Source organism: Pseudomonas sp. NPDC096950 (assembly GCF_044762525.1).
Lineage (GTDB): Bacteria > Pseudomonadota > Gammaproteobacteria > Pseudomonadales > Pseudomonadaceae > Aquipseudomonas.
The window spans coordinates 158,677-177,459 of the sequence record NZ_JBIWEL010000008.1 but is presented as its reverse complement, the minus strand read 5'-3'; the positions used below and the strand labels follow the sequence as shown (position 1 = coordinate 177,459).

Genomic DNA, 18,783 nt, shown 5'->3' with positions numbered 1-18,783 from the left:
ACGGGATGCAGAACGCCGCCTGCACGGGCAAGGCCCTGGCCGAGCTGGAAGACAACGTCCGCTACAACGATGCAGTGATCCGTAACCTGGTCATCCGTCGCGAAGAAGCCGTTACCGGCCAATCCGAGATGCTCAAGGCTGAAGAAAACCGCAGTGAGCGCCGTGAGCGTCGCGACCGTCCTGAGCACTCCGACGCCGAAGGCGTTGACAGTGATGACAGCGACAACAGCGATAACGCTGACGAGTAATCCACGGACCTTTTGAGGAGCCTATTACATGGCACGTTTCTTCCGTCGTCGTAAATTCTGCCGCTTCACCGCTGAAGACGTGAAAGAGATCGATTACAAAGATCTCAACACCCTGAAAGCATACGTATCCGAGACCGGCAAAATCGTTCCAAGCCGTATCACCGGTACCAAAGCTCGTTATCAGCGTCAGCTGGCCACCGCTATCAAGCGCGCCCGCTTCCTGGCCCTGCTGGCCTACACCGACAGCCACGGCCGCTGAGACCGGGCAGTCGACACGTAGCAAAGGATTGAATGCATGCGCGCCATAGCTGAGTTCATCATGCGCGGCCGCGTGCAGGCCACTCTGGTAGTGGCTGGATGCGCAACATTGCCGTTGTTGTATTGGTTGGGTGCTGCCGCTGGATGCCTTGTGCTCCTGCGGCGCGGATTGAAGGACGCCCTGGGCGTTCTTGCTCTGGGACTGCTGCCGGCCTTGGTCTGGTGGCTTTACTCCGATGACCCACGGGCACTTCTGGTGCTGCTGGGGTCTTCGGGCCTTGCGTTGGTTTTGCGCGCAAGCGAGTCCTGGAACCGCGTGCTGCTGGTCAGCATAGCGATGGGAGTGGTGTTTGCAGTGGTGCTGGGGACAGCTTTTGCTCCCCAAATCGAGATGCTGGCGCAGGCCTTGATAAAGGTCATGCCGTCGCTACTCGGTGATGTCTACCAGAAGTTGTCGGTAGATGAGCAAGCGCGTTTCGCGTCCCTGATTGCACCGGTCCTGACCGGCCTGATTGCGGCCTTGTTGCAAATCGTCAGTGTGCTGAGCCTGATTGTCGGGCGCTACTGGCAGGCGTTGTTGTACAACCCGGGTGGTTTTGGTCGCGAGTTTCGCGCCATCCGATTCCCGCTGGGGCTGGCGATGTTACTGCTGGCGTTCATGCTGCTGGGGCCGAACTTCGGTTCCCAGTTGGCGATGTTGACGCCGTTGTGCAGTGTACCGCTGGTGTTCGCCGGACTGGCCCTGATTCACGGGCTGGTGGCGCAAAAGCGACTGGCCAGGTTCTGGCTGGTGGGGTTGTACGTCACGCTGTTGCTGTTCATGCAGCTGATCTATCCGTTGCTGGTGGTCTTGGCCATCGTCGACAGCCTGATTGATTTTCGCGGTCGTCTGCAGTCGAAAGACGCCGATAACGCGAACGGTGAAGGTTAAAAGTTAAGAGGATTTTCACATGCAACTGATCCTTCTGGAAAAAGTCACCAACCTGGGCAACCTGGGTGACAAAGTGAACGTTAAGGCTGGTTACGGTCGTAACTACCTGCTGCCTTACGGCAAAGCTACCGCTGCGACCGCTGCCAACGTGGCTGCGTTCGAAGAGCGTCGCGCTGAGCTGGAAAAAGCCGCAGCAGACCGCAAAACTTCGGCTGAAAGCCGTGCCGCCCAACTGGCTGAGCTGGAAGTGACTATCACTGCCACCGCCGGTGACGAAGGCAAGCTGTTCGGTTCGATCGGTACTCACGACATCGCTGATGCACTGACCGCCTCTGGCGTTGAAGTTGCAAAAAGCGAAGTTCGTCTGCCGAACGGCACTATCCGTAACGTAGGTGAATTCGACGTAGCCGTGCACCTGCACGCCGAAGTTGAAGCCACCGTACGCGTTGTCGTGGTAGCAGCTTAAGCAGCACTTGTCGGCTGGCACCCTCGGGTGCTTGCCGGTAACATCGGGCACGATCCTGTTTACAGGTCGTGCCCTTTGTCTTTCTGTAATCCCTGCTTTTCATAAAATAACCAAGTGGCCATGAACGATATCTCCGCTCCTGAGCAATACGATCTGCAAACCGCTGCCCTGAAGGTGCCGCCGCATTCCATCGAGGCCGAACAGGCTGTGCTCGGTGGTTTGATGCTGGACAACAACGCCTGGGAACGCGTGCTCGATCAAGTATCGGACGGCGATTTCTATCGACATGACCACCGCCTGATCTTCCGTGCGATCGCCAAACTGGCGGACATGAACTCGCCAATCGACGTCGTGACCCTGGCCGAGCAATTGGACAAGGAAGGTCAGACCTCGCAAGTGGGTGGCCTCGGTTACCTCGGCGAACTGGCAAAAAACACGCCGTCCGTCGCCAACATCAAGGCGTATGCGCAGATCGTCCGTGCCCGGGCGACCTTGCGTCAACTGATCGGCATCGCCAGCGAGATTGCCGACAGCGCCTTCAACCCGGAAGGCCGCACCGCTGAAGAAATTCTCGACGAAGCCGAACGGCAGATCTTTCAGATCGCCGAGGCCCGGCCAAAAACCGGCGGCCCGGTGAGCGTGAATGACCTGCTGACCAAGGCCATCGACCGTATCGACACCTTGTTCAACACCGACAACGCCATCACCGGCCTGTCCACCGGTTACACCGACCTCGACGGGATGACCAGCGGCCTGCAGCCGTCCGACCTGATCATCGTCGCCGGCCGTCCGTCCATGGGTAAAACCACCTTTGCGATGAACCTGGTGGAAAACGCCGTGTTGCGCAGTGACAAGTGCGTCCTGGTTTACTCGCTGGAGATGCCAGGTGAATCGCTGATCATGCGTATGTTGTCGTCCCTGGGCCGTATCGACCAGACCAAGGTCCGGGCCGGTCGCCTCGACGACGACGATTGGCCGCGCCTGACCTCGGCGGTCAACCTGCTCAACGACCGCAAGCTCTTCATCGACGATACGGCAGGTATCAGCCCTTCGGAGATGCGTGCGCGGACCCGACGCCTGGTGCGTGAGCACGGCGATGTCGCCCTGATCATGATCGACTACCTGCAATTGATGCAGATTCCAGGCTCCGGCGGCGACAACCGGACCAACGAGATTTCCGAAATCTCCCGTTCCTTGAAAGCCCTGGCCAAGGAATTCAACTGCCCGGTGGTGGCGCTCTCGCAGCTCAACCGCTCCCTGGAGCAACGGCCGAACAAACGCCCGATCAACTCCGACCTCCGGGAATCCGGAGCCATCGAGCAGGATGCTGACGTCATCATGTTCGTGTACCGGGACGAGGTGTATCACCCGGAAACCGAGCATAAAGGCATCGCCGAGATCATCATCGGTAAACAGCGGAACGGTCCGATCGGTACGTCGCGACTGGCGTTTATCGGCAAATACACCCGATTCGAAAACCTCGCGCCGGGCAGCTACAACTTCGACGACGAGTAATTAACCTGTGGGAGTGGGCTTGCTCGCGAAGGCGGTATCACATTCACCAAATTTGCTGAATGACACACCGCTTTCGCGAGCAAGCCCGCTCCCACATGGGTTGCGCGCAATTTCCGACCATAGCCGTCGGAATTGGTTATTTTTTGTGCTATATTCCGCGCCCGCGAAATTCAATGAAAGCCAACACCGGTTATCGACATGATGCAAGCAGCCAAGCCGTTATTTGACTATCCCAAGTACTGGGCCGAATGTTTCGGGCCAGCGCCATTCCTGCCCATGAGCAGGGAGGAGATGGATCAGCTTGGCTGGGATTCCTGCGACATCATCATCGTCACCGGCGATGCGTACGGTGACCATCCGTCGTTCGGCATGGCGATCATCGGCCGGCTGCTGGAGTCGCAAGGCTTCCGCGTCGGGATCATTGCCCAGCCGAACTGGCAGTCCAAAGACGACTTCATGAAGCTCGGCGAGCCGAACCTGTTCTTCGGTGTCGCGGCCGGCAACATGGACTCGATGATCAACCGCTATACCGCGGACAAGAAAATCCGTTCCGATGATGCCTACACCCCCGGTGGCCTGGCGGGCAAACGTCCGGATCGCGCGAGCCTGGTCTACAGCCAGCGCTGCAAGGAAGCCTACAAAAACGTGCCGATCGTCCTCGGTGGCATCGAAGCGTCCCTGCGCCGCATCGCCCACTACGATTACTGGCAGGACCGGGTGCGCAACTCGATCCTGATCGACGCCAGCGCCGACATCCTGCTGTACGGCAACGCCGAGCGTGCGATTGTCGAAGTCGCCCAGCGTCTGTCCTACGGTCACAAGATCGAAGACATCACTGACGTGCGCGGCACCGCGTTCATCCGTCGCGACACGCCGAAAGACTGGTACGAAGTCGATTCCACGCGCATTGACCGTCCGGGCAAGGTCGACAAGATCATCAACCCGTACGTGAACACCCAGGACACCCAAGCCTGCGCCATCGAGCAGGAAAAAGGCCCGGTTGAAGATCCGAGCGAAGCCAAGGTCGTGCAGATTCTGGCCAGCCCGAAAATGACTCGCGACAAGACCGTGATTCGTCTGCCGTCGGTTGAGAAAGTCCGTGGCGATGCGGTGCTCTACGCTCACGCCAACCGCGTGCTTCACCTGGAAACCAACCCGGGCAACGCCCGCGCGCTGGTGCAGAAGCACGGCGACGTCGACGTCTGGTTCAACCCGCCGCCGATTCCGATGACCACCGAAGAAATGGACTACGTGTTCGGCATGCCTTACGCACGGATTCCGCACCCGGCGTACGGCAAGGAAAAAATCCCGGCCTACGACATGATCCGTTTCTCGGTGAACATCATGCGTGGCTGCTTCGGCGGCTGTACCTTCTGCTCGATCACCGAGCACGAAGGCCGGATCATCCAGAACCGTTCCGAAGAGTCGATCATTCGCGAAATCGAAGAGATCCGCGACAAGGTCCCAGGCTTCACCGGCGTCATTTCCGACCTCGGCGGCCCGACCGCGAACATGTACCGCATCGCCTGCAAGAGCCCGGAAATCGAATCCGCGTGCCGCAAGCCATCGTGCGTGTTCCCTGGCATCTGCCCGAACCTGAACACCGACCACTCGTCGCTGATCCAGTTGTATCGCAGCGCCCGTGCCTTGCCGGGTGTGAAGAAGATCCTGATTGCTTCCGGCCTGCGTTATGACCTTGCGGTCGAGTCGCCGGAATACGTCAAGGAGCTGGTGACCCACCACGTCGGTGGTTACCTGAAGATCGCCCCGGAACACACCGAGGAAGGTCCGCTCAACCAGATGATGAAGCCGGGCATCGGCAGCTATGACAAGTTCAAGCGCATGTTCGAGAAGTACTCCAAGGAAGCCGGGAAAGAGCAGTACCTGATCCCGTACTTCATCGCCGCCCACCCGGGCACCACCGACGAAGACATGATGAACCTGGCCCTGTGGCTCAAGGGCAACGGCTTCCGCGCCGACCAGGTGCAGGCGTTCTACCCGTCGCCGATGGCCACCGCCACCGCGATGTACCACTCGGGCAAGAACCCGCTGCGCAAGGTCACTTACAAGAGCGACGCCGTGACCATCGTCAAGAGCGAAGAGCAGCGTCGTCTGCACAAGGCGTTCTTGCGTTACCACGATCCGAAAGGCTGGCCGATGTTGCGTGAAGCGCTGACCCGCATGGGCCGCGCCGACCTGATCGGGCCGGGCAAGACCCAGTTGATCCCGCTGCATCAGCCGGCGACCGACAGTTACCAGAGCGCCCGTCGCAAGAACTCGACGCCGGCGGGTAGCCACAAAGTGGCCGGGGAAAAGACCACCAAGATCCTGACCCAGCACACCGGCCTGCCGCCGCGTGCCAGCGATGGTGGCAACCCGTGGGACAAGCGTGAACAAGCCAAGGCTGCGGCGTTCGCCCGCAACCAGCAGGCGGCCAAGGAGCGTAAGGATGCGGCCAAAGGCAAAGGGCCGAAGCCCGCGCGCAAGCCGGTTGTACCGCGCTAAACGCTGACCGCTGATAACAAAACGCCAACCCTCGGGTTGGCGTTTTGCGTTTCTGGCGCAGTAAAACCTGTTTCAAGGTCAGAAAATGGGGTGTGGCAACTGACCTCTTCGCGAGCAAGCCCGCTCCCACATTGGAATGCGTTCCCCTGTGGGAGCGGGCTTGCTCGCGAAGAGGCCGGGACAGTCGCTGAATTCCGGCTGACACCCCCGGCACGCCACATTTACGTGCAATCCCCTCAAACCAAATTCCCGCGCCGCCCGATTTTGGTGCTGTACTGCCTTAAGCAATCTATGAAAGCACCAGCGCTGCGCGATGGCATAAGTCTTGCGCGCTGTCGAATACGCTTAAGGCTCGCAGGAGGCACGCCGTGTCGATTCATGTCGCATTGCATCACGTCACGCATTACCGCTACGACCGCGCCGTCGAGCTCGGTCCGCAGATCGTTCGCCTGCGCCCGGCAGCCCACAGTCGCACGCGGATTTTGTCCTATGCGCTGAAAGTCTCGCCCGAGCAACATTTCATCAACTGGCAGCAAGACCCCCAGGGCAACTACTTGGCGCGCCTGGTGTTCCCGGAGAAAACCGATGAGCTGCGGATCGAGGTCGATCTGCTGGCGGAAATGGCGGTGTTCAATCCGTTCGACTTCTTCCTTGAGCCCTACGCGGAAAAGATCCCGTTCACCTACGCCGCCGATGAGCGCAAGGAGCTGGCACCGTACCTGGAAACCTTGCCCCTGACGCCGAAGTTCAAGGCTTATCTGGACGGCATCGACCGCACACCGCTGCCCAGCGTGGATTTCCTCGTCGCCCTCAACCAGCGTTTGAGCGAAGACATTGGCTACCTGATCCGCATGGAGCCAGGCGTACAAACCCCCGAACACACCCTCGAACATGCGTCCGGTTCCTGCCGCGATTCGGCCTGGCTGCTGGTGCAATTGCTGCGCAACCTCGGACTGGCGGCGCGTTTCGTCTCCGGTTACCTGATTCAGCTCACCGCCGACGTCAAAAGTCTCGATGGTCCCTCGGGCACCGAAGTGGACTTCACGGACTTGCACGCCTGGTGCGAGGTTTACTTGCCCGGCGCCGGCTGGATCGGCCTGGATGCGACGTCAGGGCTGTTTGCCGGTGAAGGACATATTCCGTTGGCCTGTAGTCCCGATCCGGGCTCAGCGGCACCGATCAGTGGCTTGGTGGAACCGTGCGAGTGCGAGTTCACCCACGAAATGTCCGTGGAACGGATTTGGGAAGCGCCACGGGTTACAAAGCCCTACACCGAAGACCAGTGGCTGGCGATTCAGGCGCTGGGGCGGCAAATCGATGCCGACCTGCTGGAGGGCGACGTGCGCCTGACCATGGGCGGTGAGCCGACCTTCGTCTCCATCGATGACCCGGACGGCGCCGAGTGGAACACCGCCGCCCTCGGCCCGGACAAGCGGCGTCTGTCCGCCGAATTGTTCCAACGCATGCGCAAGCACTACGCGCCCAAGGGCCTGGTGCATTTCGGCCAGGGCAAGTGGTACCCCGGCGAGCAACTGCCGCGCTGGTCGCTGAATTGCTATTGGCGGCGTGATGGCGTGCCGATCTGGCACAACAGCGCGCTGATCGCCGATGAGCAGGAAGACTACGGCGCCGATGGTGAACTGGCCGGGCGTTTTCTCGCGAGTGTCGCCGAACGCCTGAAAATTCCGACACGCTTTGTGTTTCCGGCCTACGAAGACAATTTCTATTACCTCTGGCGCGAAGGCGCTTTGCCGCTGAATGTCAGCGCCGAAGATTCACGCCTGGAAGAACCGTTGGAGCGGGCGCGCCTGCGCAAAGTCTTCAGTCAGGGCCTGGATAAGGTCATCGGCCAGGTCCTGCCGCTGGCGCGCACCGCCAAGGGCGATCAATGGCAGAGCGGTCGCTGGTATCTGCGCGACGAGCATTGCCGGTTGGTGCCGGGGGATTCGCCGCTGGGTTATCGCTTGCCGCTGGGGTCGCAGCCGTGGGTGAAAGCGGCGGAATATCCGTTCATCTACCCCAACGACCCGAATCAGGAATTCCCGGCGCTTCCGGACACTCAGCAGTTGAACAGCCCGGGCAACGCGGCGGAAGCGATTGAACGGGATATCGAGATCGACGAGTCCGCCGATTGGCTGACCCGCACCGCGTTCTGCGCGGAAGCGCGGGATGGCCGCTTGTACCTGTTTATGCCGCCGCTGGAGCGGGTCGAGGATTATCTGGAACTGGTCACCGCCATTGAAGCCACCGCGCAGGAACTGCATTGCCCGGTGTTGCTGGAAGGCTATGAACCACCGAGCGACCCGCGCCTGAGCAACTTCCGCATCACCCCGGATCCGGGCGTGATCGAGGTCAATGTGCAACCGTCCGCCACATGGGATGAATTGGTTGAACGCACCGAATTCCTCTACGAAGAAGCGCGCCAGACTCGCCTGACCACCGAAAAATTCATGATTGATGGTCGACATACCGGCACTGGCGGCGGTAACCATTTCGTACTGGGCGGCGCGACACCGGCTGACTCACCGTTCCTGCGCCGCCCCGATCTGCTGCGTAGCCTGATCAGTTACTGGCATAACCATCCGTCCTTGTCCTACCTGTTTTCCGGATTGTTCATCGGCCCGACGTCCCAGGCGCCGCGGGTGGACGAAGCGCGTAACGACTCGTTGTATGAGCTGGAAATCGCCTTCGCCCAAATGCCCAAACCGGGAGAAGAATGCGCGCCGTGGCTGGTGGACCGACTGCTGCGCAACCTGCTGATCGATGTCACCGGCAACACCCACCGCGCTGAATTCTGCATCGATAAACTCTATTCACCGGACGGCGCCACCGGGCGTCTCGGCTTGCTGGAATTGCGCGCCTTTGAAATGCCGCCCCATGCGCGCATGAGTCTGGCCCAGCAGCTGTTACTGCGGGCACTGGTGGCGCGGTTCTGGCGCGAACCTTATGCGCCGCCGAAACTGGCGCGCTGGGGCACCGAGCTGCACGATCGTTTCCTGTTGCCGCACTTTATCGAGCAGGATTTCGCCGATGTCATCGTCGATCTGAACGCCGCCGGTTATCCGGTGCGCGCCGAGTGGTTTGCGGCGCACCTGGAATTCCGCTTTCCCAAGGTCGGCGATTACGCCGTCAGTGGCATCGAGCTGGAAGTGCGCCAGGCGCTGGAGCCTTGGCATGTGCTGGGCGAGGAGGGCGCGGTCGGCGGCACGGTGCGTTATGTGGATTCGTCACTGGAGCGCTTGCAGGTCAAAGTCACCGGCCTGGCACCGCAGCGTTATCTGTTGACCTGCAACGGCATTCCGGTGCCGTTGCAACCCACTGGCCGGATCGGCGAATTCGTCGCGGGCGTGCGGTTCCGCGCCTGGCAACCGTTCAACTGCCTGCAACCGACCATCCCGGTCCACGCGCCGCTGGTGTTTGACTTGCTCGATACCTGGATGGAGCGCTCGCTGGGCGGCTGTCAGTACCACGTCGCTCATCCGGGCGGGCGCAACTATGACAGCCTGCCGGTGAACGCGAACGAGGCGGAGAGTCGGCGCATGGCGCGTTTCTTCCGAATCGGACACACCCCTGGGAAACTTCCTATACCTAACGTCACGATTAACGACGAGCTGCCGATGACACTCGATTTACGACGTTTCTAAGCCCTACGCGACACTCGGATTTTTCGTATATCCGAGCGTCATGAGCCTGCGTTAGTCTGACCGTTCTTTGCTGTCTGACGAGCTTTCCATGCCTGACCTGCTTGACCGCTACCCGCTGACGGCGGGCACTTATCACGAACTGCTCGACGACAGCGGCGCGGTGCGTCCGCACTGGCGTCGGCTGTTCGACCAATTGCAGCGCAGCACCCCGACGCAACTGGTGCAGCGCCAGGCGTTGCTGACCCGGCAAATCCAGGAAAACGGCGTGACCTACAACGTCTACGCCGACCCCAAGGGCGCCGATCGTCCGTGGGAACTGGACCTGTTGCCCCATGTGATCGCCGCCGATGAGTGGCAGCAACTGTCCGCCGGGATTGCCCAGCGCGCGCGCTTGCTCAACGCGGTGCTGGCGGATTTGTATGGTCCGCAGCGTTTGATCGCCGAAGGCCTGCTGCCGGCCGAACTGGTGTTCGGGCACAACAACTTTCTATGGCCTTGTCAGGGGATTTCTCCACCTGATGGGGCCTTTTTGCATCTGTACGCGGTGGATCTGGCGCGCACCCCGGACGGTCGCTGGTGGGTCACCGCGGACCGCACCCAGGCGCCGTCGGGTGCCGGTTATGCGCTGGAAAACCGCACCATCGTGTCCCGGGCCTTTCCCGAGTTGTACCGCGATCTGAAGGTGCAGCATCTGGCCGGGTTCTTCCGTACGTTGCAGGAAACTTTGGCCCGTCAGGCGCCGAGCGACGATGAAGCGCCGCTGATCGTGCTGTTGACGCCGGGGCGGTTCAACGAAAGCTATTTCGAACATTTGTACCTGGCGCGCCAGCTCGGTTATCCGCTGGTGGAAGGCGGCGACCTGACGGTGCGTGACGCCACGGTCTATCTGAAAACCTTGAGCGGTCTGCGGCGGGTGCACGCGATCATGCGTCGCCTCGACGATGACTTCTGCGATCCGCTGGAACTGCGTACCGACTCGGCCCTCGGCGTGCCGGGGTTGCTGGAAGCCGTACGCCAGGGCCGGGTGCTGGTCGCCAATGCCCTGGGCAGCGGCGTGCTGGAATCGCCAGGGCTGTTGGGCTTCCTGCCGAAGATCAATCAATTCCTGTTCGGCGAAGAATTGATCCTGCCGTCCATCGCGACGTGGTGGTGCGGTGAAGCGCCGGTGCTCGCGCAAGCCCTGGAAAAACTCCCGGAATTGCTGATCAAACCGGCATTCCCGTCCCAGAGCTTTGCGCCGGTGTTTGGCCGTGACTTGAGTGAAAAACAGCGTCAAACGCTGGCCGAACGCATGCAGGCGCGGCCTTACGCTTATGTCGCGCAAGAATTGGCGCAGTTGTCCCAAGCCCCAATCTGGCAGGCCGAGGACGGTCAACTGCAACCCCGGGCCATCGGCATGCGCGTGTATGCGGTGGCCAGTCGCGAAGGTTATCGGGTGCTGCCCGGCGGCCTGACCCGTGTCGCCGCCGAGGCCGACGCCGAAGTGGTGTCGATGCAGCGCGGTGGCGCGAGCAAGGACACGTGGGTGCTCGGTGAGCGCGCCCCGAGCGGCGAACAATGGAAAACCCAGCGCACCATCGGCGTCCACGATCTGGTGCGACGCGATCCCTATCTGCCGTCGCGAGTGGTGGAGAACCTGTTCTGGTTCGGTCGTTACTGCGAGCGCTGCGATGACAGTGCGCGGTTGCTACGGATCATGCTGGCGCGCTATGTCGATGGCGATGATCCGCAAGCGCTGGAAGCGGCGGTGGATCTTGGTGAGCGGCTGAACCTGCTGCCCGACGAAGGCGAGTTGCCGGAGCGCTTGCTGGCCGCATTGCTTGGCGATGACTGGCCATTCAGCCTGCGTTCCAACCTGCAACGTCTGCAATGGGCGGCCTCGCAAGTGCGCGGCAAGCTCTCCCGGGAAAACTGGCAGGCGCTGGTGGAGTTACAGCGCGAGGCCATGGAGCTGGAAACCGAGGAACCGGATTTCGGCGAGTTGCTGGATTTCCTCAACCGCTTGGTGATGTCCCTGGCGGCCCTGTCCGGTTTTGCCCTGGACGACATGACCCGGGACGAAGGCTGGCGTTTCCTGATGATCGGCCGGCGCATTGAGCGCTTGCAGTTTCTCAGCGGCAGCCTCGCGGCATTTCTGCGTGGTGCGGGTGCCTTCGATCAGGCCGGGCTGGAATGGTTGCTGGAGCTGGGTAACAGCAGCATCACCTACCGCTCGCGCTACCTGGCGGTGGCGCAGTTGATTCCGGTGCTCGACCTGTTGCTGCTGGATGAGCAGAACCCGCACGCGGTGCTGTTCCAGTTGAAACTGGTGACCCGCACATTGAAGCGCCTGAATGACGATTTCGGTGCGCCGCGAGAGGCGGGGCTGCCACGGTTGGTGGAGCGCTTGATGCACTTCGATCTGGGCTGTCTGGAGAACTCGTTGTTTGGCGAGGCCAGCGTTCACGCGGCGGTCGAGGGCTTGGCCGATTTGCTGCAAGAGATCGCCGATGCCAGCGGCCAGGTCTCGGATCGCCTGGCGCTGCGCCATTTTGCCCATGTCGATGATGTCAGCCAGCGCACGGTGTCCGTCTGATGAATGCTCGTTACCAGATTTTCCACGACACCCATTATCACTACGACAGCCCGGTGTCCCTGGCCCAGCAGTTGGCGCATTTGTGGCCGCGCGCCTGCACATGGCAGCGTTGCACCGCCCAGGCGTTGCTGATTAGCCCGGACCCGACGACCCGTCGCGATGAACTGGACGTGTTCGGCAATCCGCTGACCCGCCTGGCTTTCGAGCGCCCCCACGATGAACTGCTGGTGAACGCCGAGCTCACGGTCGAAGTGCTGGCCCGGCCGATCCTGGATTTCAATCAATCCCCGGCCTGGGAAGAAACCCGAAATGCCCTTACTTATAGCAGCCAACCGCTTTCGCCTGAGCTGCTGGAAGCCTGTCGTTATCGTTTCGAATCGCCGTACGTGCATTTGAAGCGCAACTTCGTCGAGTTCTCGGAAAGCTGTTTTCCTGCGGGACGGCCGCTGCTACTGGGTGTCCAGGCATTGATGGAGAAGATTTTCAGCGAGTTCACCTTCGATGCCGAGGCGACCCAAGTGGCCACGCCGCTGGTGGAAGTGCTGGAGCGTCGACGCGGGGTTTGTCAGGACTTCGCGCACCTGATGCTCGCCTGTGTGCGCTCGCGGGGTCTGGCGGCGCGGTACATCAGCGGTTATCTGCTGACCCAGCCACCACCGGGCCAGCCGCGACTGATCGGCGCCGATGCGTCCCACGCCTGGGTATCGGTGTTTTGCCCGGTGCTTGGCTGGGTGGATTTCGACCCGACCAACAATGTGCAACCGGCGCTGGAACACATCACCCTGGCCTGGGGCCGGGATTTTTCCGATGTCTCGCCGTTGCGCGGGGTGATTCTTGGCGGCGGCAATCATGATCCGGAAGTCCGAGTGACCGTGATGCCACTGGATTAACAGAAATCCCCTTGTGGGAGCGGGCTTGCTCGCGAATGCGGTGTATCAGTCGATATCAATGTGGCTGACACACCGCATTCGCGAGCAAGCCCGCTCCCACAGGGGTTGGATGGTGTGACAGTGAAAAGGAGGAAATCCGATGTTCCCGGTTTCAATCAAGGGTGTCCTGCAATCCCCCGAAGGCTTGGTCGTGCTGATGCTCAACGAGCGTGACGAATGGGAATTACCCGGTGGGCGAATCGAGCTGGGTGAAACAGCACCGGACTGCCTGGCACGGGAAATCGCCGAGGAGCTGGACGTCGAAGTGGGGGTGGGAGAGCCGCTGGATTCGTATCTGTTCGAGGTGATCCCCGGCAAATACGTGTTTATCTCGACTTACCGCTGCCAGTTGCTGGGCGGTTTTGTGCCGAAAGTCAGTCATGAACACAAGGAGATCGGGCTGTTTGATCCGGCGAATCTGCCGGGCAACTTGCCCAAGGGGTATCGCGATTCGATTCACAAAGCGTTGGGCCTGTGAGGGTCAGCAGCGACGCTGCTGACCCTGGACACAGATCCGGTGAGCCTGATCAGATCATCGGGCCCTGAGGGTCTCAGGCGTCGGGCGCCTGATCTTTCGGTGCTTCAACATCATCTTCTGCCGCTACTTCACCTTCTGCATCCGGGTTCAGTGCTGCTGCTTCTTCTTCAGCTGTAGCTTTCTTGCGCTGAAGCTTTTCCTCTTTCTTCTGCTCCTTGGCCAAGTCTCTCTGACGTTTGGCGAAGGAATAATTAGGTTTAGCCATGGGCGATCCTCTGGGGTCGAAGGTGAGGTTGAGCGGCGCATATTCTGCCCTGTATCGGTGCCTAGCCGTTAGCTGGGTTTTTGCTCGGCCCATTTTGGCAGGATCGAGGGTTGCCAGGCGTCCAGTGCATCGAGCAGGGTTTGCGGCGATTCGCTCACTTGCAGCATGTCACGGTGTGGTGCGCGAACGAAGCCTTCGCCGACGATATGATCAAGAAAAGCGGTCAATTGGCCATAGAAACCGTTTACTTCGAGCAAACCGAGGGGTTTTCCGTGGTAACCGAGCTGGCCCCAGGTCCAGACTTCGAACAGTTCTTCGAGCGTGCCGAGGCCGCCGGGCAGCGCGATAAACGCATCGCTGAGTTCAGCCATCCGCGCCTTGCGCGCATGCATGCCGTCGACCACTTCCAGGCGCGTCAGGCCGCTGTGGCCGATTTCCTTGTCCTTGAGGCTTTGCGGGATGATCCCGATCACTTCGCCACCCGCCGCCAGTGCCGCATCGGCGACGATTCCCATCAGCCCGACGGCGCCGCCGCCATAGACCAGGGTCAGCTTGCGCTCGGCCAATGCTCGCCCCAGGGCGACAGCCGCTTCACGATAAGCCGGGTTGGTGCCAGTGCTGGCACCGCAAAATACACAAACGGACGCGATAGACATGCCTTACTCCATGGTCAGGTTGGCCACAGAGTAAAGGCAGGCAAGCATCGATCCAAGGGTTAAACCTCGCGTTGAGGTGTTTCGTAAGTGCCGCTGGCGCCACAGGCGTAGGCGGCGAGCAAACTGCGTAATAAGCTGTTGATGGACATGACAGGCGCTCCAGATAAGGGATGACGACTTGAGGATAAGGCCGACCCAGACGTCTGGCTGTTAGATTGTTTCGATGAGTGTCATAGCCCGAAAGTTGTATACAATTTTTGATTCAGGTCATAGGAACTTGCGAAGTTTTCAGGCAGTCTTCTGTCCATTCGCGATTTTGTTAACCCTGCCTTGGAGATTCACCATGTTTGCCAAACTTGTTGCGGTATCCCTGCTGACACTGGCCAGCAGCCAATTGATGGCTGCCGAATGCAAGACCACCGTCGACTCCACTGACCAGATGTCCTTCAACACCAAAGCCATTGAAATCGACAAGAGCTGCAAGACCTTCACCGTCGAGCTGACTCATTCGGGCAGCTTGCCGAAAAACGTCATGGGCCATAACTGGGTGCTGAGCAAAGAGGCTGACATGCAGCCGATCGCCACCGCAGGCCTGGCCGCCGGCATCGATAAGAACTACCTGCCCGAAGGCGACGCACGCATCATCGCCCACACCAAGATCATCGGTGCCGGCGAGAAAGATTCGGTGACCTTCGACGTGTCGAAACTGGCAGCTGGCGAAGCGTACGGTTTCTTCTGCTCGTTCCCTGGCCACATCTCGATGATGAAAGGCACGGTTACCCTGAAATAAGTCGGCCACCGCGTTATCGTTCTTCGCGAGCAAGCCCGCTCCCACAGAAGATCTTCTGCGAACACAGTATTTGTGTTCAGCACAGATCCAATGTGGGAGCGGGCTTGCTCGCGAATGGGCCTTCAGCATCGATCAATGCTTGAGCCAAAGAAAAGCCCGCTGCGGATCAACTCCTTCAGCGGGCTTTTTTTATTCACTGATCAAGGCGCAAACGGCATCACACGTTTGTGATGCGTCTTTTTGTACGTATCACAGATGATCTTGAACGCTTCCTCACGCACCGGCTCGCCGTGCAGAAACGCGTCGATCTCGGCATAGGTCACGCCGTGGGACGCCTCGTCCGGTTTACCCGGCGACAGGTCTTCAAGGTCGGCAGTCGGGATTTTTTCCACCAGCGATTCCGGCGCGCCGAAGCTGCGGGCAATCGCCCGCACCTGATTTTTCACCAGCCCGCTCAACGGAGCCAAATCGCAGGCACCGTCACCAAACTTGGTGAAGAAGCCCATTACCGCTTCCGCCGCGTGATCAGTACCGATCACCAACCCGTGGGCCGCGCCGGCGATGGTGTACTGGGCGACCATGCGCATCCGCGCCTTGGTGTTGCCGAGCACGAAATCCACCGACACCGCGTGCTGGCCTTCGAAGGCCGCGACTTCAGCGGCCAGGGATTTGACCGCCGGGCCGATGTTCACTGTGTGGCGTTCGTCCGGGGCGATGAAATCCACCGAAGCCTGGGCGTCGTGTTCATCGAACTGGGTTTCGTACGGCAGGCGCACGGCGATGAACTTGTAGCTGTCATCACCGGTGCGGGTGCGCAGTTCGCGCATGGCACGCTGGGCCAGCAGGCCGGCGGTCAGGGAATCGACGCCGCCACTGATGCCCAGCACCAGGGACTTGAGCCCGGAATTGACCAGGCAATCCTGGATAAAAGTAATCCGCCGGGCGACTTCAGCCTCAAGGGCCGCTTGGTCGGCGAATGGCGGCTGAACCTTCAACTGATCAGCAATCTCACGCTGTACGGCTTGCATGAATTCACTCCTTGCTAGGAATACTGGAAAGGGCAGGTACTTTGAAAACATGTCGCAAATAGGCGACGAAATTCGGGTCTTTGCAGTGAGTCTTGCCTGGCTCGTCGGAGATCTTCGCCACCGGTTGGCCGTTGCAGGCGGTCATTTTAAGCACGATGCTCATCGGTTCAACACCCGGAATATCACAGGTCAGGTTGGTGCCGATGCCGAAACTGACATTGATCCGACCCCGCAGCGCGCGGAATATTTCCAGGGACTTGGGCAGCGTGAGGCTGTCGGAGAACACCAGGGTCTTGCTCATCGGGTCGATGCCGAGCTTGTGGTAGTGGGCGATGGACTTCTCCGCCCAGAGCACCGGATCACCGGAGTCATGACGTAAGCCGTCGAAGAGCTTGGCGAAATACAGGTCGAAATCGCCGAGGAAGGCATCGGTGGTGATGCAGTCGGTCAGGGCGATCCCCAGCAAGCCGCGATACTCGCGGACCCAGCAATCGAGGGCGGCAATCTGGCTGTCGATCAACCGTGGGCCGAGTTGCTGATGGGCCATGATCCACTCGTGGGCCATAGTGCCCAAGGGTTTCATGTCCAGCTCCCGGGACAGATGCACGTTGCTGGTGCCGACGAAGCGTCCGGGGAAGTCGTGCTTGAGCACGTTCACCACTTCTTCCTGCACACGGTACGAAAACCTGCGACGGGTGCCGAAATCGGCTACCTGCAACTCGGACAATTCGTCGCTGCTGGCGTTGGCGGTCAGCCAGTCGAACTTGCGATAGAGCTGCTCGCGCGCTTGCTCGAGGACGACTTCCCGGTAACGATAGCGGTTTCGCACTTCGCTGACGATCGCCAGCATCGGCACTTCGAACAAAATCACATGCAGCCACGGCCCGCGCAGGCGGATGAACAACTCGCCGTTTTCAATGCCGGTGTGGACGTAGCGCAGATTGAAGCGGAACAACCCGAGAAACCGCAGGAAATCCGGCTTCATGAAGCTGATGCGCTCAAGGAAACTCAACTGGTCGGCGCTCAGGCTCAACTCAGCCAGGCGCTCGATCTGGTAGCGGATTTCCGCCAGGTACGGGCGCAAATCCTCACTGTTACGGCAACGAAACTCCCATTCGACTTCCACGTTAGGGTAGTTGTGCAGCACCGCCTGCATCATCGTCAGTTTGTAGAAGTCGGTGTCGAGCAGGTTCTGCACGATGCGATCGCCAAATACGCTCTCGCTCATAAGGGAATCTCCAGGCTGGCCGCGGCCCGTGGTCGCGACGTTTCAGCTGTATCAATGAATGGGGCTAGTGGCGCATATCGGCGGTGGTGATTGCCAGCGATTTTTTTTGCTGTAGCAGATCCCGGTGGGAGCGGGCTTGCTCGCGAAGGCGGTGGGTCAGTCAATATTAATGTTGAATGTGCCGGCCTCTTCGCGAGCAAGCCCCCTCCGACAGGGATTGGGGTAACTCTAAATCTGTGGTGTGTCCGGGCTATCAATCTGCTCCAGCATCCACTTCACAAAGTCCCGCACCTTGGGCACTTCCGCCGAATGTTCGGGGTAGGCCAGGTAATACGCGTCGGAGCTCGGCATCGCATGCTGCCAGGGTATGACCAGTTTGCCGTCCGCCAATTCCTCTTCCACCAGAAACCTTGGCAACAACGCCACGCCGCAGCCGACTTGCGCGGCGCGGATGCACATATAAAAGGTTTCGAAACGCGGGCCGTGGTAGCTGTGTTCGGTGTGGTAGCCCTGGCTGTCGAACCAGTCGTGCCAGGCCTGAGGCCGGGAGGCGTTTTGCAGCAGGACCAGGTCGGTGAGTTGCGTCGGGTCGGTGAACGGTGTATCCGGCAGGCTACCCGGTGCGCAGACCGGCACCAGCTCTTCGCCGAACAGCTTCAGGCTTTCGGTGCCCGGCCGCGAGCCTTGGCCGAAATAAAAGGCCAGGTCGCTGCGGCCTTGCAGTAGGTCGTCGGCTTCCTGCTCACTGCACAAATCGAGGTGAATCGACGGATGACGCAGGCGCCAGCCTTTCAGGCGCGGCACCAGCCAGCGGGCGCCGAAGGTCGGTGGCGTCGAGACGCGCAGGACTTCGGTGTCACCGCCGTAGGAACGCAGGTAGTGGGTCGACATCTCGACCTGAGTGAGGATTTTTCGTACCTCCACCAGGTACAAATCACCGGCCGGGGTCATTTGCAGGCGTCGACGCACCCGGCGGAACAGCAGGTGTTGCAGCAGCTCTTCGAGTTGCGCGACCTGTTTGCTGACGGCGCTCTGGGTCAGGTTCAGCTCTTCGGCGGCCCGGGTGAAGCTCAGATGCCGGGTCACGGCCTCGAAACACTGCAATGCGGTGATCGACGGCAAGTAGCGTTTATTCAGCATGGGTGGTCCTTTTTCTTGTATCTCTATGCTTTTCTTAACCGGCAGATGCGAAGCATGAATAAACGGAATGATATCTCGCTTAATGGTCGTTTGTTGGCTCGTCTCGGTGGCGCTACAACTACAGGTC

16 protein-coding genes are annotated in these 18,783 nt (G+C 60.2%); 11 read left to right on the top strand and 5 right to left on the bottom strand.

The genetic code is table 11. The features are described 5' to 3' along the window. The 10 genes from ACIQY3_RS15400 to ACIQY3_RS15355 form a co-directional block, all read left to right on the top strand. Window positions 1-248: 30S ribosomal protein S6 (locus ACIQY3_RS15400; RefSeq protein ID WP_403020795.1), on the top strand; the 248-nt coding region annotated here is incomplete at its 5' end. 28 nt (window positions 249-276) lie between these two features. After that, on the top strand, window positions 277-507 hold the full coding sequence (gene rpsR / locus ACIQY3_RS15395; RefSeq protein WP_002551829.1) for a 30S ribosomal protein S18: 231 nt from the start codon (window positions 277-279) through the stop codon (window positions 505-507). A 36-nt stretch (window positions 508-543) separates the two neighbouring features. Continuing rightward, window positions 544-1,437, top strand: coding sequence for a hypothetical protein (locus tag ACIQY3_RS15390; protein ID WP_403020790.1), 894 nt, complete (start codon window positions 544-546; stop codon window positions 1,435-1,437). 19 nt (window positions 1,438-1,456) lie between these two features. Further along, window positions 1,457-1,903, top strand: coding sequence for a 50S ribosomal protein L9 (gene rplI / locus ACIQY3_RS15385; protein ID WP_092274087.1), 447 nt, complete (start codon window positions 1,457-1,459; stop codon window positions 1,901-1,903). Between the two features lie 120 nt (window positions 1,904-2,023). Then, complete coding sequence (gene dnaB, locus ACIQY3_RS15380; RefSeq protein ID WP_054044099.1) at window positions 2,024-3,418, top strand: replicative DNA helicase; 1,395 nt, start codon at window positions 2,024-2,026, stop codon at window positions 3,416-3,418. A gap of 201 nt (window positions 3,419-3,619) precedes the next feature. Continuing rightward, window positions 3,620-5,923: a YgiQ family radical SAM protein gene (locus tag ACIQY3_RS15375; RefSeq protein WP_403020906.1), complete on the top strand. Its 2,304-nt coding sequence runs from the start codon at window positions 3,620-3,622 to the stop codon at window positions 5,921-5,923. Between the two features lie 368 nt (window positions 5,924-6,291). Further along, window positions 6,292-9,567: a DUF2126 domain-containing protein gene (locus ACIQY3_RS15370; RefSeq protein ID WP_403020786.1), complete on the top strand. Its 3,276-nt coding sequence runs from the start codon at window positions 6,292-6,294 to the stop codon at window positions 9,565-9,567. Window positions 9,568-9,655: 88 nt separating this feature from the next. Beyond that, complete coding sequence (locus ACIQY3_RS15365; RefSeq protein WP_403020783.1) at window positions 9,656-12,142, top strand: circularly permuted type 2 ATP-grasp protein; 2,487 nt, start codon at window positions 9,656-9,658, stop codon at window positions 12,140-12,142. Continuing rightward, a complete protein-coding gene (locus ACIQY3_RS15360; protein ID WP_403020781.1) occupies window positions 12,142-13,032 on the top strand; it encodes a transglutaminase N-terminal domain-containing protein in 891 nt (296 codons plus the stop codon). Before ACIQY3_RS15365 ends, ACIQY3_RS15360 begins: the two co-directional genes overlap by 1 nt. A gap of 139 nt (window positions 13,033-13,171) precedes the next feature. Then, window positions 13,172-13,549: an NUDIX domain-containing protein gene (locus tag ACIQY3_RS15355; RefSeq protein WP_403020779.1), complete on the top strand. Its 378-nt coding sequence runs from the start codon at window positions 13,172-13,174 to the stop codon at window positions 13,547-13,549. 73 nt (window positions 13,550-13,622) lie between these two features. Here ACIQY3_RS15355 and ACIQY3_RS15350 read toward each other — a convergent pair whose 3' ends face one another. Together ACIQY3_RS15350 and ACIQY3_RS15345 are read right to left on the bottom strand one after the other, a co-directional pair. Next, window positions 13,623-13,814 carry a hypothetical protein gene (locus tag ACIQY3_RS15350; protein WP_018928487.1) on the bottom strand — a complete coding sequence of 64 codons (192 nt, stop codon included), beginning with the start codon at window positions 13,812-13,814 and terminating at the stop codon, window positions 13,623-13,625. Between the two features lie 68 nt (window positions 13,815-13,882). Further along, window positions 13,883-14,470 (bottom strand): TIGR00730 family Rossman fold protein, encoded by a 588-nt coding sequence (locus ACIQY3_RS15345; RefSeq protein ID WP_054044093.1) that lies wholly within the window; start codon window positions 14,468-14,470, stop codon window positions 13,883-13,885. A gap of 343 nt (window positions 14,471-14,813) precedes the next feature. On the opposite strand from ACIQY3_RS15345, the gene azu reads away from it, so the two are divergent. Then, window positions 14,814-15,260 (top strand): azurin, encoded by a 447-nt coding sequence (azu, locus tag ACIQY3_RS15340; RefSeq protein ID WP_403020775.1) that lies wholly within the window; start codon window positions 14,814-14,816, stop codon window positions 15,258-15,260. A gap of 200 nt (window positions 15,261-15,460) precedes the next feature. Here the strand turns inward: azu and nadE are convergent, their stop codons facing one another. The 3 genes from nadE to ACIQY3_RS15325 all read right to left on the bottom strand — a co-directional run bounded on the left by nadE (window position 15,461) and on the right by ACIQY3_RS15325 (window position 18,656). Next, window positions 15,461-16,288, bottom strand: coding sequence for an ammonia-dependent NAD(+) synthetase (nadE, locus tag ACIQY3_RS15335; RefSeq protein WP_403020772.1), 828 nt, complete (start codon window positions 16,286-16,288; stop codon window positions 15,461-15,463). A 4-nt stretch (window positions 16,289-16,292) separates the two neighbouring features. Continuing rightward, on the bottom strand, window positions 16,293-17,516 hold the full coding sequence (gene pncB / locus ACIQY3_RS15330; protein ID WP_123402411.1) for a nicotinate phosphoribosyltransferase: 1,224 nt from the start codon (window positions 17,514-17,516) through the stop codon (window positions 16,293-16,295). Between the two features lie 228 nt (window positions 17,517-17,744). Further along, window positions 17,745-18,656 carry a LysR family transcriptional regulator gene (locus ACIQY3_RS15325; protein WP_403020770.1) on the bottom strand — a complete coding sequence of 304 codons (912 nt, stop codon included), beginning with the start codon at window positions 18,654-18,656 and terminating at the stop codon, window positions 17,745-17,747. Window positions 18,657-18,783: the final 127 nt, after the last annotated feature.